The sequence below is a fragment of the Microcoleus sp. AT9b-C3 genome (assembly GCF_036705485.1).
Lineage (GTDB): Bacteria > Cyanobacteriota > Cyanobacteriia > Cyanobacteriales > Microcoleaceae > Microcoleus.
Map to the genome: position 1 here is coordinate 40,307 of NZ_JAUBUR010000023.1, position 16,647 is coordinate 56,953.

At 43.5% G+C, this 16,647-nt stretch carries 13 protein-coding genes and 1 tRNA gene; 8 read left to right on the forward strand and 6 right to left on the reverse strand.

All coding sequences use genetic code 11. The features are described 5' to 3' along the window. Positions 1–40: 40 nt before the first annotated feature. From QUB77_RS20085 to QUB77_RS20100, 4 genes are all read left to right on the forward strand, one after another. Complete coding sequence (locus QUB77_RS20085) at positions 41–751, forward strand: hypothetical protein (protein WP_333180593.1); 711 nt, start codon at positions 41–43, stop codon at positions 749–751. A gap of 119 nt (positions 752–870) precedes the next feature. Further along, on the forward strand, positions 871–1,146 hold the full coding sequence (locus tag QUB77_RS20090; RefSeq protein ID WP_333180592.1) for a hypothetical protein: 276 nt from the start codon (positions 871–873) through the stop codon (positions 1,144–1,146). A gap of 131 nt (positions 1,147–1,277) precedes the next feature. Next, the gene (locus QUB77_RS20095; RefSeq protein ID WP_333323339.1) at positions 1,278–1,571 is read left to right on the forward strand and encodes a hypothetical protein; all 294 of its coding nucleotides are present in this window, start codon (positions 1,278–1,280) and stop codon (positions 1,569–1,571) included. 32 nt (positions 1,572–1,603) lie between these two features. Continuing rightward, positions 1,604–1,888 carry a flagellar alpha dynein gene (locus tag QUB77_RS20100; protein ID WP_333180591.1) on the forward strand — a complete coding sequence of 95 codons (285 nt, stop codon included), beginning with the start codon at positions 1,604–1,606 and terminating at the stop codon, positions 1,886–1,888. A 66-nt stretch (positions 1,889–1,954) separates the two neighbouring features. Here the strand turns inward: QUB77_RS20100 and QUB77_RS20105 are convergent. Further along, positions 1,955–2,027: transfer RNA gene (locus tag QUB77_RS20105), tRNA-Arg, on the reverse strand. Positions 2,028–2,395: 368 nt separating this feature from the next. On the opposite strand from QUB77_RS20105, the gene QUB77_RS20110 reads away from it, so the two are divergent. The 4 genes from QUB77_RS20110 to QUB77_RS20125 all read left to right on the forward strand — a co-directional run bounded on the left by QUB77_RS20110 (position 2,396) and on the right by QUB77_RS20125 (position 9,816). Next, on the forward strand, positions 2,396–5,263 hold the full coding sequence (locus QUB77_RS20110) for an ATP-binding protein (RefSeq protein WP_333180590.1): 2,868 nt from the start codon (positions 2,396–2,398) through the stop codon (positions 5,261–5,263). Beyond that, complete coding sequence (locus QUB77_RS20115; RefSeq protein WP_333180589.1) at positions 5,256–6,692, forward strand: response regulator; 1,437 nt, start codon at positions 5,256–5,258, stop codon at positions 6,690–6,692. Before QUB77_RS20110 ends, QUB77_RS20115 begins: the two co-directional genes overlap by 8 nt. 125 nt (positions 6,693–6,817) lie before the next feature. After that, complete coding sequence (locus QUB77_RS20120; RefSeq protein ID WP_333180588.1) at positions 6,818–7,213, forward strand: response regulator; 396 nt, start codon at positions 6,818–6,820, stop codon at positions 7,211–7,213. Continuing rightward, the gene (locus QUB77_RS20125; protein WP_333180587.1) at positions 7,210–9,816 is read left to right on the forward strand and encodes a PAS domain S-box protein; all 2,607 of its coding nucleotides are present in this window, start codon (positions 7,210–7,212) and stop codon (positions 9,814–9,816) included. Before QUB77_RS20120 ends, QUB77_RS20125 begins: the two co-directional genes overlap by 4 nt. Before the next feature lie 104 nt (positions 9,817–9,920). Here the strand turns inward: QUB77_RS20125 and QUB77_RS20130 are convergent, their stop codons facing one another. The 5 genes from QUB77_RS20130 to QUB77_RS20150 all read right to left on the reverse strand — a co-directional run bounded on the left by QUB77_RS20130 (position 9,921) and on the right by QUB77_RS20150 (position 16,620). Then, on the reverse strand, positions 9,921–11,009 hold the full coding sequence (locus QUB77_RS20130; RefSeq protein WP_333180586.1) for a response regulator: 1,089 nt from the start codon (positions 11,007–11,009) through the stop codon (positions 9,921–9,923). A 124-nt stretch (positions 11,010–11,133) separates the two neighbouring features. Then, on the reverse strand, positions 11,134–12,636 hold the full coding sequence (locus tag QUB77_RS20135; protein WP_333180585.1) for an ATP-binding protein: 1,503 nt from the start codon (positions 12,634–12,636) through the stop codon (positions 11,134–11,136). 91 nt (positions 12,637–12,727) lie between these two features. Then, positions 12,728–12,880 carry a hypothetical protein gene (locus QUB77_RS20140; protein WP_333180584.1) on the reverse strand — a complete coding sequence of 51 codons (153 nt, stop codon included), beginning with the start codon at positions 12,878–12,880 and terminating at the stop codon, positions 12,728–12,730. A 446-nt stretch (positions 12,881–13,326) separates the two neighbouring features. Next, positions 13,327–13,773 carry a response regulator gene (locus QUB77_RS20145; protein WP_333180583.1) on the reverse strand — a complete coding sequence of 149 codons (447 nt, stop codon included), beginning with the start codon at positions 13,771–13,773 and terminating at the stop codon, positions 13,327–13,329. A 48-nt stretch (positions 13,774–13,821) separates the two neighbouring features. After that, positions 13,822–16,620 carry a PAS domain-containing sensor histidine kinase gene (locus QUB77_RS20150; protein ID WP_445251893.1) on the reverse strand — a complete coding sequence of 933 codons (2,799 nt, stop codon included), beginning with the start codon at positions 16,618–16,620 and terminating at the stop codon, positions 13,822–13,824. Between the last annotated feature and the right edge of the window lie 27 nt (positions 16,621–16,647).

A 16,647-nucleotide genomic window follows, 5' to 3' on the forward strand; every position in this document is an offset into this window, starting at 1 on the left:
ATCATAGGTAACAATTGAATTACATCAATCTAGTAAAAAAATGGCACAAGCATACACGAATCAACCGATAACCACTCCCATATATAACCAGCAACAAGCTACTCGATTAGGGCTAGGAGATTTTTCTTCGTCTGTAAATCCCGCTCAACCGGGAGGTGTTAACGGGACATTCAACGGAAATTTTAACCCGGCATTATTCGGCCCTGGAACGGGGATGGGAGTAAACGGGAACATCTACCCATTGGGGCAGCAGACTCAATACACGCGGATTTACGCAGTCGTACAGTCAGGCGAACCGATTATTGTGAACCCAGAAACAGGTGAGCCTTACCCGCCTGGATATATCCCAACAATTCAAGATCCAAATACTAGGGAAGGTTGGCAAGCTGGGGATTCCTGGAGGGAAATCATGGAGCTGACTAACGCAAAATCTGCGGAAGATTGGCGGCAGACGAAAGAAATTGCTCTACGCCCTGGGGAAGAAGCTATAGCAAAAGGAGTCTCGAAATTTAGAGGTGATTTTGACAGTGCGGTACAAAATGTTACCCGGCGAAATGCAGAAAGATTCTACGGGCCAAATAACGAAACTCTCAAAAACATTGATCAGCGAGAGCAAGGGTATCGGGATATAGCTAAATCTCAACTAAGAGCTGCACAACAGCCTCAGACTCCTTACTCTGGGGGTCAACAACTGAGGGTAAGTGGAACAGCCTTTCAAGGTGGGGGTTATAGTTTGCCTGCACCGCGCTAACGAGCATTCTCATCCCCCTTAACTGGGGGATTTTTGTGTCTACCTTTTTGTAGACAATATGTTGACAGTGTAGACAGTTAGCGGTTAGTGTAGACAAATACTGTATACAAGTGTCTACAATGAGTCAAAGTCAAGTGGTTTCATTCCGCGCTTCTGGTCACTTCCTCAACTGGATAGAGGCTCAGAGGCTAGAGGGCGAGTCGGTAAGTCAAGCTGCACAACGCATTCTCAAGGAAGTATCAGGGACTTCTGCAACGCTGTCTACAGAGAGTGACACTACCCTCGCGTCTACAGTAACCGCCGAAAGCGTAGACATACTTATCTCCGATCGCATTGCCCCACTAATTAAACGCATAGCTGCCATTGAAGAACGTCTTGCAAATTTGAAGGATTGAGCGGTAGCAGGGTAGACGGACTAGCTAGTATCTAACTAGACAACCACTAGACAAGGTGCTAGTATCTAACTAGACAACCGCTAGACAAGGTGCTAGTATGTAACTAGACAACCACTAGACGGGTACTAGACATGACAGACAGATGCCAGCTTAACTTGAGATTAGACGGTCGCCGCGACCTACTTGAAACCATTAAAGGTGTCGCAGCAGCAGAGGGTTTGAGCGTCAACGCTTGGGTAATCCGCACTCTGGAAGTAGCCGCCAACCAAGCAATGTCAGAACCGACACCCCAACCTCAAGCCCAAGTGTCCGAAATTTCGGACATCGAGCCAGTGCTAGACGGTTTGCTAGACACTAAGCTAGACACCTTGCTAGCGGCCAAATTAGCAGGGATTGAGGAACGGCTGGGAAAATTGAGAGCCTGAGCGATGGCAACGATGAATCGCTCAGGCAGGAATTGAAAGCGGCCAACAAGCAACTTGCAGAATGGGATGCAGAACTCAATCAGTTACACGAGCGCAACGGTGACTTAGGACTGAAGGTGCAGATGTTGGAGCAAGAACTCAAGAAGGAGCGCGCCGATCGCCAAGCAAATAAAAACTCCGCTCCGACCGTCGCAGAATTCCCAGAGCCGGCCGACCTGCTCAACCAGTTGAAAGCGCGGCGCAAAAAGTCCGGGGCCAACTTGGCAGACATCGAGGTGGTTTTGGAGATACTAGGAACCGACAGGAGCGAAATTTGAGCGGAAAGTAGGACTATCGGTAATACAATTAACCTGAAACCCTTACTCTACAAAAGACATAGAAAGTGAGCACGGAGGGATTTGAACCCCCGACCCTCAGGACCGGAACCTGATGCTCTATCCACTGAGCTACGTGCCCTCGACTGTTTACAGTATAACACGTCTTGCGGAAAATGGCGAGTGCCGATCGCAAATTTCCTGGTCTGCCCCCAAACCGCTTGACCCATGCGGGTTAAACTCGCCCCCGCGATCGAATATCAGGCTGTTCTCGAAGCCAGAGACTGCAACTTTTACCTAAATGGTAATAATAATACGACAATGGGTAAAATAATAGATTTTAATCGAGTAAACATTAGGTTCACATTTGATCGGGGTCGAGCATCTACCACAGCTAAAATAGCCCGCATCAATTCCCCCTAGCTAAGCTGCAGTAAATAAATGGTGCTGCTATTAAGATCGGTTGTGCAAATACGGTTCTAGACTAAGTTCACCAAACCTCTCAATTTTATGGTTTCTAAAATTTTAGACAAATTACCGCTGCGAACTGTTCTCATAGTTCCCTTTGTACTGCAAATCGTGGGAGCCGTGGGACTCGTAGGATATCTTTCTTTTAGAAACGGACAAAAAGCAGTTAATAACCTTGCCAGTCAGTTAATGAGCGAGGTCAGTTTGCGTGTCGAGCAAAATCTGCAAGTTTACCTGACAACTCCCCACCAAATCAATCAAACCAAGCTGGATGCTGTCAAGCTCGGCTTGTTAAAGATGGAAAACTTATCAGCTTGGGAGAAATATCTTTTGCGGCAAGTACAATTATATCCCTATATCAATTTTACCTCCGTTGGCAACGATAAGGGAGATTATAGATCCGGTGAACAACTGTCTAACGGCTCCCGAATGATTAATGTGATAGAAACATCTACTGGGTTAAATTTTTATTCTTACAATACGAACGAGCGAGGCGATCGCACTACAGTTACCACCCTTGCCAAAAACTATGATAATCGGCAACATCCTGCGTACCAAAAAGCCGTAAAAGTCGGCAAACCTACTTGGAGTTCGGTTTTTGTTTCCTTACTAGAACCGACATTACTTATCAGCGCTATCCAACCAGTATACAGCGAAAAAAATCAGCTAGAAGGAGTCTTATTTACTGCCTTGCGTCTCGACCATCTTGGGAGATTTCTCAACAGTCTCAAAGTTGGCAAATCCGGTCAAACATTTATTATAGATCGCCAGGGAACTTTGTTAGCAACTTCCACAACAGAAAACCCGTTTCGCACTAAAGGTAATGAAAGACAATTGTTTAAAGTAGAAGAAAGCAGCAACCCTTTTACTCAAGCGACAGCTAAATATTTGACGGCTAATTTTAAAAAATTAGACCAAATTAAGAAATCCGAGTTATTGAGCTTTGAAATAGATAACAAGCGACAATTTTTAAAAGTCTTGCCCTTCCAAGACGGCAAAGGTTTAGACTGGCTGATTGTCGTAGTTGTTCCCGAAGCAGATTTCACCAAAGAAATCGATGCCAATACCCGCACAGCGGTTTTGCTTTGTTTCGCAGCTTTAGGAGTAGCTGTGGCGATCGGTATTCTGACTTCTCGGTGGGTAACAAATCCTATTTTGAGCTTAAATATAGCAGCAAGAAATATTGCTAAAGGTGAATGGGACAAAACAGTAGAAAGCGAACGTTCTGACGAATTAGGGGAATTAGCCAAGTCATTTAATAGCATGGCTCAACAACTGCAACAATCTTTTGAAACTTTAGAACAGCGAGTGCAAGAGCGGACGGCAGAATTGGCTGTAGCTAAAGACAAAGCAGAGGTAGCCAATCAAGCTAAAAGCACATTTCTTGCTAATATGAGCCACGAATTGCGATCGCCTCTCAATGCAATTCTCGGCTTTTCCGAACTGATGACTCGCAACCAAACCCTATCCCCAGAACATCAAGAAAATATTAGCATAATTAGGAGCAGCGGAGAACACCTCCTTACCCTGATTAATAACGTGCTGGATTTATCTAAAATTGAATCGGGGCGCACCACCCTCAATCCCCATAAAATAGACCTCTATCGCCTGCTCAATGAGTTGGAAGATATGTTTCAACTCAAAGCAGATGACAAGCACTTGCAGTTGGTTTTTGACCGCAGTCCCGATGTGCCACAATACATAGAAGCTGACGAGTTAAAGTTGAGGCAAATCTTAATTAATCTGCTCAATAACTCTCTTAAATTTACCGAGGAGGGCGGTGTAGCGGTCAGAGTTAGCAAGCAGTCATTAGGGATAAATCAGCAGGCAGAAAGGGGAATTTTGGACCGCAGAAAAGTATCACTAAATAGAGAATCTTCCGCTATTGATAATCTTAAAATATCTCCATTCAGTCAGTCGAACAATCAGATTATTGTAACACCAAATGACGATTCAGCTTCTACCTCTTCCTTCTTCCTTTATTTTGAAGTCGAGGATACTGGACCCGGCATTGCTACCAATGAATTAGACGATCTGTTTGAACCTTTCGTGCAAACAAAGACAGGCAAAGATTCGCAAGAAGGTACCGGCTTGGGATTGCCAATCAGTCGCCAATTTGTGGAATTAATGGGTGGCGAAATGAGCGTCTGTTCTGCTGTTGGGAAGGGAACTAATTTTAAGTTTGACATTCAAGTTATTGCGGTCGATGCGGCTGATATTGAAAGCCCAAAACCGAGCCGGAATGTTATAGGCCTGGTTCCCAACCAACACACCTATCGAATTTTGATAGTAGACGATAAACCGCTCAACCGCCAACTGTTAATTAAAATCCTCTCTCCTCTGGGTTTTGAACTAAAAGAAGCTACTAACGGTGAAGAAGCTATTGAGATTTGGGATAGTTGGGAACCGCATCTAATTTGGATGGACATGAGAATGCCTGTGATGGACGGCTACGAAGCTACGCAATACATTAAAGGTACTATTAAAGGTCAAGCTACTGCGATTATTGCGCTGACAGCGAGCGTTTTGGAGGAAGAACGGGCAGTTATTTTGTCGGCGGGCTGCGATGCTTTTATGAGAAAGCCTTTCCGGGAAGCCGATATTTTTGATGCGATGCACAAACATATCGGAGTGCGCTATATTTATGAAGATCCGGGTCAAACTAATTTATCGGCAATCAAAGAAGGCGATCGCGCAATGAGTGCGGCTGATTTCGTAAAATTGCCTGATTCACTGGTAGCTAATTTAAAGCTAGCGATACTGAATGCAGATATGGATTTAATTGATACATTGATAGAGCAAATTCGATTAAAGGATGCAGTAACGGCAGGTGCGATCGCAACTTGTATAGAAAATTTTGAGTACGACACAGTTTTAAAGTTAATATCTCAAGCAATATCACATGAATAACGACATTCTTAGCACCGACCGCGGTAATATTTTAGTAGTTGACGACACCCCAGCTAATTTGCGGCTGCTAGCCGGAATTTTGAATGGCAAGGGCTATAAAGTGCGCCCAGTACCTAGTGGCGAGTTAGCGCTTTCGGCGGCAAAAGGTATGCCTCCCGATTTGATTTTGTTGGATATCATGATGCCCGAAATGAATGGATATGAAGTTTGCGAAAAGATCAAAGCTGATGAACGAACTTGCGACATCCCGGTGATTTTTATTAGCGCGATTAATGACGTACTTGATAAGGTCAAAGCCTTTGCTGTGGGCGGGGTAGATTATATTACCAAGCCCTTTCAGGTGGAAGAAGTCCTAGTGAGGGTAGAAACTCATTTAGCAATGTGCCAGTTGCGAAAAAAACTTCAACAGAAAAACAATGAACTTACAGTTACTTTAGAGCAACTGCAAGCTACTCAGAATCAATTAGTGCAATCGGAAAAAATGGCGGCATTAGGGCAACTGATTGCGGGCATTGCTCACGAAATTAATACGCCGTTGGGGGCGATTCGATCGTCTATTGGAAATATTACCAGCTTTTTGGATAATAATCTCGAAAGTTTGCCTGTTTTTTTTAAAGAACTGTCAGCAGAACGCCAGGAAGATTTTTTGCGCTTGATGTACACTTCTAGTCAACAAAATTATTCTTTATCTACGCGAGAAAAACGGGTATTGAAAAAAGGCGTGAAGCAGCAGCTAGATTCGGAAGGCATTGACAATTCTGACAGCCTTGCTAGCATTTTAGTCAATATCGGATTGCAAGGAAATCTGCAAGAATTCTTGTTGTTGCTCAAAGATCCTGACAGCGAAAATATTATAAAAACAGCCTACGACTTTGCTAGCATTCACAGAAGCGCCCGAACCATCGCTACCGCTACTGAACGCGCTGCAAAAGTCGTCTTTGCCCTGAAAAATTATGCGCGTTACGATGTAAATGGGGAAAAAATACAAGTGAATATTACGGATGGAATTGAAACTGTATTAACTCTTTATCAAAACCAAATCAAGCAGGGTGTGGAAGTGATCAGAAACTATCAAGATAAATTGCCTGTGGTACTGTGTTATCCAGACGAACTCAATCAAGTTTGGACAAATTTAATTCACAATTCCTTACAAGCGATGGACAATCAAGGAACTTTAACAATTGACGCGCTACAACAAGATACCAGGGTATTGGTAAAAATTCTTGACAGCGGTAAGGGGATTCAACCAGAGATTATTCCGAAAATTTTTGAGCCTTTTTTTACCACAAAACCTGCGGGAGAAGGCAGCGGGTTGGGACTGGATATTGTAAAAAAAATAATTGAAAAGCATCAAGGTAAAATTGATGTGGAGTCGAGGCCCGGTAAAACAGTATTTACCGTGTCTTTGCCGATTAATTTAACTGATTAGCTAAAGCGCCGGAGACTGAAGTCGGGGGCGAAAATTTGCAGTCTACCCGCGCAGAATGTAGAATTTGGAAAACGGTGTACTGCCCATGGGGGTTCACCGCACCCCACTAAAGAAGGAAACTAGCGATGTCTAAATCAGCAATTTTGTGTGTGGACGATGAAGTAGGAGTGTTGGAAAGTCTGGAAATTGAACTGCAACAGGCATTTAACGGTAAATATCTTTGCGAATTTGCTGAAAGTGCTGCCGAAGCCCTGGAAATTATTGAAGAACTATGTGAAGCTGAGGTTAACATTTTAGTAATTGTCTCTGATTGGTTGATGCCCGGAATGAAAGGAGATGAGTTGCTGATTAAAATACATCAAAAATATCCGCAAATTGTGACAGTGATGCTGACAGGACAAGCAGACAAAGAAGCAATCGAACGCACAAAAACTCAAGCTAATCTTCATGCTTTCATAGAAAAACCTTGGCAGAATCAAGAATTAATTGAAGCGATTAAGTCGGGTCTAGCAAATTTATGAAAAAACCAGTCATTATTTGTGTGGATGATGAGCAGACTATACTCGATAGTCTGGAAATAGACCTGCTAAAAGCCTTTGAAGATAAATATTTAATTGAAACGGCCCAAAGTGGCGAAGAAGCTTTAGAGTTGCTATCAGAACTTTTAGCAGAACAGTATGAAGTTCCTTTGATTATTTCCGATCATATCATGCCTAGTATGAAAGGAGACGAACTATTAAGGAGCGTTCATGCTATCTCGCCGAACTGTCTCAAGATCATGCTGACGGGGCAGGCAGATTTGGATGCGGTAGCAAATGCTATTAACTATGCTAAATTGTACCGATATATACCTAAACCTTGGCAATGTGATGACTTAAAATTAACTGTCACTGAGGCAATATATAGATATTTTCAAGATAAACAATTAGCAGAAAAACAAAGAGAACTTCAGGAAATGAATCAGGAGTTGGTAAAATTAAACCGCAAGCAGGCGATGCTGATTGCCAAACTCCATGAAAACGAAAGTCGCTTGACGCAATATCTAGAAGCTATGCCATTGGGCGTGTGCGTACTTGATGCAAACGGGCAATCTTTCTACGCTAACCAGAAAGCGCGAGATGTATTTGGCAAAGGTACTGTGCCGCATATTAATTCAGAGCAAAAAGCAGCAATTTATCAATTCTATAAAACCGGGACTAATCAGAGATGCCCCGTGGAAGAATTGCCAATTATGCGGGCGCTTCGGGGCGAAAATGTGCGGACTGAAGGTGTAGAAATCCGTACCGCTAATAAGATTATTCCTGTAGAGAGTTGGGCAACTCCAATTTATGATTCTACAGGCGACATTTCCTATGCGATTATTGCTTTTAGTGACATAACTGAACGCAAGGAAGCTGAAGCGGCGCTAATTCAAGCTGAAGAGAAGTATCGCGGGATATTTGAAAATGCTCTAGAAGGTATTTTTCAGACGACGCCGGACGGACTATTTATCAGTGCGAATCCTGCTCTTGCGGACATTTACGGCTACGATTCGGCATCAGAATTGATAGAAAGTATTAATGATATTCAGCAGCAATTGTACGTAGAACCGAACCGCCGTCAAGAGTTTCTGGCGCTGATGAAACAGCACGGTACTCTGTGTGAGTTTGAGTCTCAGGTTTACTGTCGAGATGGCAGCATTATCTGGATTTCTGAGTATGCGCGCACAGTTTATGATGCTAACGGTGAAGTGCTTTACTATCAGGGTTTTGCTAAGGATATTACTTTGCAAAGACAGGTGGAAGTAGAACGAATCAGGTTTACTAATGATTTAGAAAAAGCTTTGGCAGCCGAAGAAAAGTTAAATGAGGCACTGTCTGAAAACGAAAGCCGATTGACTCAATTCCTGGAAGCGATGCCAGTAGGAATATTTGTTGTGGATGGTAAGGGTAAACCTTTTTACATGAATTCTTGGGGCGAAAGGATACTCGCCCAAGGTTTAATTTTTGATGGGGGTACTGAGCAATTTCCTGAAGCTTATCATTTTTACGACGCTGGAACTAATCAATTGTATCCGAGGGATAGCCAACCGATTGTTCGGGCGTTGCGGGGAGAATTTGTGCGTATGGACGATCTAGAAGTTCATGGGTCGGATCGGATTGTGCCGATCGAGGTTTGGGCGACTCCAATCTACGACGAACGAAAAAACATAGTTTACGCCATAGCTGCTTTTCAAGACATCACGGAACGTCTAGAGGTAGAAACAGAACGCCGCCAATTCACAGAGGAGTTACAAAAAGCTTTAGCAGCGGAAGAAAAATTAACAGATGCTTACGGGCGGTTTGTGCCGCACGAATTTCTCCACTTTCTGGGATATGAAAGTATTCTGGAAGTCAAATTAGGCGATCAGGTGCAGAAAGAAATGTCGGTGCTGTTTTCAGATATCCGCGATTTCACTTCTCTTTCGGAAAGGATGAATCCCGAAGAAAATTTTCAATTTATTAATGGTTATTTGTCGCGGATGGAACCGGCAATTACTGACAATTTTGGTTTTATTGATAAATACATTGGCGATGCGATTATGGCGCTGTTTGATGGCAGTGCGGACGATGCGGTGAAAGCTGGAATTGCCATGCTAGAAGAGCTTAACGAGTATAATATTAGTCGTAATCAGGCCGATTGCCCGCCGCTGCAAATTGGCATAGGCATCAATACGGGTTCTTTGATGTTAGGCACGGTGGGTGGCCAAAGTCGGATGGACAGCACGGTGATTAGCGATGCGGTAAACTTAGCCTCCCGCGTGGAAACTTTGACGAAAGAGTATGAGGTTTCGATGTTAATTACTCACAATACTTTTATACAGTTAAACGAGTTTTATGATTTGAGGTTGATAGATCGCGTAGCAGTTAAAGGCAAATCGCGAATGGTAACACTTTATGAAGTATTTGCGGCAGATCCGCCAGAGTTACGACAGAAAAAGTTAGAGACAAAGACAATCTTTGAGCAAGCTTTGGTACTCTACAATAGTGACAAGTGTGGCGAAGCTATAAGATGGTTTTCGGCCTGCTTGGAAATCAACCCTAATGATAAGGTAGCTCAAATTTATCTGCAGCGGTGTCTGAAAGGAGCGATCGCTCCTGCATAATACCATTTGACAGTTGAGATTTGAGAACTGGGAATGAGTTATGCCATAAGGGTTGGGAGTGTGGCTACAGTTTTATTCTTTTGGGAAACTGCTATAATCATTGTTTAGACAGGCAGGGAAACGCAAACTATGGTTTCTTGCTGCGGCAAACTTTCTATTTTAAATTCTCCTCCGTGCAATTCTACAAGGCGTTGAACAATAGCCAGGCCCAATCCCAAACCTGCTTGTTGATAAAGTTTGCGATCGAACTGCCTGTAAGCTTCTAGCTGTGCAATCTGATCGGTAGTCATGCCGCGGCCTTGGTCTTTGACAGACAGAATAAAAGTCTTATCTTTCACTAAAGTGCTTAATAAAACTGGCGTTCCTTCTAAAGAAAATTTGAAGGCATTGTCCAACAGTTCTTCCACAATTTTTGCGAGTCTGACAGAATCAATAGCTACCGACGAATCTTGCAAGTTTAATTGTAAATCGTCGGTTCTATTCGCGTGTTTTGCTTGCTGCCGCGCTTTTTGACTCAGCAAAGATTTTACACAGCTAAATTCGCTGTTTCGCATCTCCTTTAGCAGTTCGGGATTTGTGGCTGCTATCTCCAGTTCCGCATACAGCAAAAAGTTCTGAATCAGTCGATACAAGCGATGACCGGAAGTTTGGATTTGACCGATCATCTCTAAGATATCTGATTCCTCTAATACCTTATATTCTGACAGAATGAGTTCAGAAAAACCCAAAATTGCATTCAAAGGAGTCCGCAATTCGTGGGGCAGCGACATACTAATATTAGTGCGTAATTCGTCTAGCGTCTTTTGAGATTGTCGGCTAATTGTTTTTTGTTTTTCAAGTCTAATAGCAATGGCATTTAGCAGTTCTTGCGGCGTACACGGCTTAGTAATGTAATCGTCAGCCCCCAGTTCCATGCCCATGCGAACGTCAACTTTATCGGCTTTGGCTGTGAGGAAAATAAACGGAATTGTGGCAGTCAAGGGTTCGGAGCGCAAAGCTTTGATGACGCCGTGACCGTCTACTTCGGGCATCATCATGTCGCACAAAATTAAATCTGGGATTTTTTCGATCGCCAATTTGATGCCGACTTTGCCGTTAATTGCTCCTATTCCTTCAAAATTCTCGGCTTCCAGCAACTCTAAAATATTCTCTCTAATCGCTTCTTCGTCTTCTATTACCAAAATCTTAGCCACGGTGATAGCTCCTTTTAGTTAGTAGTTTGTTGGAAAATTCTGGGTTCAGACACTTGATAAGTTTATTTGTTAGGCGCTTAATTAATCGTTAAGTAGCGGATATGTATAGTTGATAATTCAGTTGTTATTGACTGGGAGGGCAAATCAGAGGCAAGGTAATAGTGAAAGTTGTACCTTTTCCTTCTTGACTGTCGATCGCGAGTTGGCCGCCGTGAAGTTCCACAGCCCTCTTCACAATTGCTAAACCGAGACCTGTTCCCGAAATAGTGCCGACATTTGGAGCTCGGTAAAAAGTTTCTAATATCCGCTCTCGATCGGCTTGGGGAATGCCGATGCCCTGGTCTTGAACTTGGAAAACAGCTTCTTTGTTTTGACAGTTGAGATGCAAGGAAACTGTACTGCCGGCGGGGGAATATTTGATGGCATTTGAGAGGACATTTCCCAAGATTTGCTGCAGCAGTTTTTCATCCATTTGAGCCTCGCAGTTGTCGCCTTCGTATTGAAAGGCGATCGGGTGTTGGTTGCTGTCGTTGAGCTGCTGCTCTTCTACCAGTTGACGGCAAAATTTTTCGAGGTTTAAGGAAACCGGTTGAAACTGCAAGGTATTGGCTTCGATTTTGCCAATTACGAGGATATCTTCTAATAACTCTGTCATGCGTTTAATTGCTAATTGAATCCGCACAAAATGAGTAGATTTTTTATCTTGGGGCCACTGAGAACTGTAATCTTGCAGCAATCCAGCGGAAAATTGGATGGTTGTCAAAGGTGTGCGGAACTCGTGGGAAACCATTGTGACAAATTTAGCTCGCAGTTGTGAAAGTTCCTTTTCTCGTGCGAGGGCTTTGAGAATTTCCGCTTCTGCTCGTTTGCGATCGCTAATGTCACGGGCTTCGGCAATCAGCAGCAAAACTTGTCCTGTTTCATTTTTAACAGGTTTCAGTGAGAAATCAACAGTCATAATTTGGCCACTTTTGCCTAACAAGTCGATTTCGCTGCGGACAAACTCGCCGCGACTTGCTTTGCCGATCGCGCACTGCAATTGTTCGGAAACCTGTGGCGACTGGGCCCAAATCGCCATTTCCCAAATCGGGCGGCCCACAATACCGTCCGATCGCAATCCGGCAAAATCGAGGGCTGTCTCGTTCACTTCCAGCACAATTCCTTCGGGAGTCAGCAGCTTGGTTAGCTGAAACGAAGAGTCAAAAATCGCCCGAAAGCGGCGCTCGCTTTCCCGCAGCATTTGAAATGTTTGAGAACGTTCGATCGCATAGCGGATCGTCCGCACTAATAATTGAGTAGTAATTTGACCTTTAACAATATAGTCTTGAGCTCCCAAGCGAACTGATTCGAGGGCGATCGCCTCATCATCCAAGCCCGTCATTACCACCATTGCCGTATCCGGCGCAACTTCTCGCAGGCGAGTTAGCGTTTCCAAACCGCGACTGTCCGGCAAAGAAAGGTCGAGCAAAACTACATCAAAGGGTTGTTTACCCAGTTGTGCGATCGCCTCATGCAAGAACTCAACAGACACCAGTTCCCACTCGACGCCCACAGATACTTCTAACAGTTCTGCAAGTAAATCAGCATCAGCCGGATTGTCTTCTACTAACAGAATTTTAATCCACATAGCTTAGACGTTTTTGACTGTAAAAATTTTACTCTACCAATCTTAGGTTAAACTTTTTTGCTTTCCCTTGCCATTTTCAACTTGAAAATTATTATTTGGGAACTGTCACCACCACCAGCCACCAATCCTTAATCCATCTCACCAGCTTAGCGACTTGACTAAAATCGATAAGCTTAGTGATGTAGCAGCGGGCTGACAGGGCATAAAACTTGACCATCTCTTCATCGGCTGCTGAGGTTGTCATTCGATTTTCGATTTTCGATTTTCGATTTTGGAGGCGACCCCACGGATAAATTTGGGGGCTTGAGGATTTTCGATTTTCGATTTTGGATTGATTCCACGGATAAATCACGTGGCGGATACCATCAATAAATTCGCTTGTCATAATTACCACCGGCATCATTTTTAACTTGAGTGCTGAGTTAATTTATATAAATATTCCCAACCGTTTTTTTAGGTCAAATCACGTTAAGCATAATTAAATTAGACCGAGAAGGCGAACCGAAAAGCCTGCTTTATTCAATAAAATTATTGCTTTTACCATATTTTATACTATTTGCAAAGTGTTAAAAATTGGCTTGTCGCCAGCTTTTATAAAGTTTATGCAGCATCACTGAGCGTATCATCCACCAGCCTAATTTCCATAGGTTGAAAACTTTTATAGCGTTCATAAGCAAAGCATCTGTTCGTTTAATTTAGAGGAAGTTTGACGACTGCCAGCCAGAATTCCTCAATTAACCTGACTACTTTAGTAAATTCTACGAAGTCTACTGGTTTTGTTATGTAACAGTTGGCGTGGAGGGAGTATGATTGAAAAATATCTTCGGGAGCTGCTGAAGTGCTGAGAATCACTACAGGAATTAATTTTAACTTTGGGTCACTTTTAATTTCTTCTAGCACTTCAATACCGCTTTTTTTCGGCAGATGCAAATCGAGCAAAATCAAATCGGGACGAGGTACCCTGAGATAGGGTTCTTTTCGGCGCAAAAACTTGATTGCTTCGACTCCATCCTCCACAAAATGCAAGTTATTCAATATTTTACCCTGACTGAGGACTTCTATTGCCAAATCGGCATCGCTGGGAGAATCCTCAATCAGCAGAATCTCTATAGGTCTAACAGTGCTTCGATCGCTCATAACAGGCGTATCCTTGAAAGTATAAAAACAAAATTGAACTTTGAGGCTTTAGGTACTAATTATAGGAATAGTAAAGTAAAAAGTTGCTCCTTTTCCCTCCTGAGATTCCACCCAAATGCGCCCGCCGTGGCGTTCAACAATGCGCTTGCACATCGCCAAACCTATACCAGTACCGGAATATTGGCGGCGTCCGTGCAGGCGCGCAAAAATGATAAAAATGCGATCGGCATACTGCGGATCGATGCCAATGCCGTTATCGCGCACACTGAACAGCCATTCGCTCTCTTGCCTGCGGGCAGCGATATGAATCAACGGGATATCTTGGCGACAAAATTTGATGCTGTTGGCGAGCAAATTTTGGAATAATTGCACCAGTTGAAATTCATCCGCCATCACGGTTGGCATCGCGTCGCAGGTGATTACAGCTTTTGTTTCGGCGATCGCAATTTGCAAATTGCACATAGTTTGCTTAACCACAGCGTTGCAGTCCGCCCGATCAAACTCCTGCCCCCTCGTTCCCAGGCGCGAATACGCCAACAAATCGTTAATTAACTGCTGCATTCTGGTGGCGCCATCGACAATATAATGAATATACTTATCTGCGCGATCGTCCAAATTTCCTTGATAGCGCTGGGCCAGCAATTGAGTGTAACTGGTAACGGCTCGGAGCGGTTCTTGCAAATCGTGGGAAGCCACATAAGCAAATTGTTCTAATTCCTCGTTGGAACGCTTCAAATCTTCTGTCAGTTGCAGCAGTTGCTGCTCTGCTTCTTTGCGGCTGGTAATGTTGTAAACCAAGGCGCAACAAGACAGCAAATTCCCCTGGGAGTCCATGACAGGACTGGTAGACATATCAGTCCAAATATCTTTGCCGTCCTTGGTTTTGAATTTAAATTCGTGTTGTTCACCAATACCTTGCTTGCGCCGCTCGATATTTTCAATAGCTTGTGGTTTGTCCCGTTCGTCCATGAAATCAAAAAGCGACCGCCCGAACATTTCTAATTCACTATAACCTAGCATTCGCGCCATTGCGTGGTTTACGTAATTCGTGAGGCTATTCCTGTCAATTACCCAAATACCTTCTTCTGCTAATTCAACTATTTGCCTGTACTTGAATTCGCTTTCTAGCAAAGCAGTTTCAGTTAGCTTCCGCTCAGTGATATCTTTCATAAAACAGTGGTGACCGTTAAATATCCCTTGGGCGTCGCAAGCTTTTACCATCGTTAATTGCTTATAAAAAAACGAGCGATTTTTTCGGACTCCTCTAGCTTCAACTTCTACTTTGCCAGAAATTAGCATTTCCTGATAAGCTGAGAGCATCATCTCAACATCGCCTGGATGTACGGTGAGCTGCCATTCCATGCCAAGCATTTGTTCCGGTTCGTAACCGCATTTATGAGCGTAAGCTCGGTTAACCTTCACGTAACGCCCCTCAATATCCAGCCGTGAAATGCCTTCCACCGCATTTTGCATGGCACTGGTTAGGTCACGCAGCTCTTTTTCCGCTTGTTTGCGATCGCTAATATCCTGACCGATACCCAAAAAACCGTTAATATTTCCGTTACTATCAAATAAGGCAGTCACCGAAAGCAGTACCGGAAAGCGCGAACCATCTTTGCGAATGTAAGTCCATTCATTTTCGTCAGCGATTTCCCGGCGCGGCAAGGCAAAAAATACTTCCATTCCCGGCTCTATTTTCACTCCCAATTCTTGAGAAAGAACTTCAGCTCTTTTAGCGACATCCAAAGGATCGTGAATTATTGCTACCGTGACTTTCCCCACCACTTCTTCTTGCGAATAACCTAAAAGTTTCTCGGCCGCCCTATTAAATGTTTTAATTGTACCGTCGGGATCGGTAGAAATAATTGTGTAGTTAGCGCTATTAAGAATTGCATTTTGCAGTTGCGTCAATTCCAACAAAGTGAGAGCAATTTTTTCGCGGTAAGCTATTTCTTTTTGCAATTGGTGGTTAGAAATTTCGATTTGAGCAGTCCGCTCAGCAACTCGATGCTCCAGAGTTTCATTGAGCCGTCGATTTTCATCTTCTACCTGCTTGCGTTCGGTAATATCAGTAATAGTACACACATAACTTTTAACCTCCCCATTTTCTCCTATTTGACCGACAGATTGACCGAATACCCAACTAATTTGAGTGTAATTAATGCCTTGAAAGCGGTACTCAGATTTAAAAGGCAATTTCTCCTGCGCTGCGCTATACCATTCAGCAAAAACCCGATCGCGGTCGTCTGGATGAATGCCTTGCAACCACCCTTTGCCCAAAGCTTCATCGCAGGTAATTCCCGAAATTTGACACCAGCGCTCGTTGACATACAAGCAGTCCCCTCCAGCATCTGCATAAAATATTCCTACCGGCGAAGCTTCAGTTAAAGTTTGATAGCGAGCTTCCGTTTCTCGGCGTTCAATTATTTCTTTTTGCAGTATTAGATCGATCATCCCTAATTGAGTTGGGCTGAGGAGAGTTAATGCTTGAGGAAGTAAAGGAATTAATGCAAAAGCGCTGTAAGCAGAAATCGCGGCGGTAATAACTTTCAGACAGCCAGAAACCCAATAAACAGGATGCCAAAGCGTCCAAACTTCCATTATATGAGTAGTTCCGCAGGAGATAATAAAGGCTGCAAACAGCCAAAAGATGTTACGGAAGGGCAAGTCTTTGCGCTGACCGATAAAATAAATTAGGGATAGCGGTATTGAATAGTAGGCCAGGGCAATTATAGAGTCTGACACTATGTGGAGCGCGACTAGCTCTCGTTGCCAAAGGTAACAGTAGCCTTGAGGAATATAATTCCCGATGAATAACAGGTGATTTAAAAATTTCCAAATCATCATAAATGGAATGGGTAATCGAGAATTGGT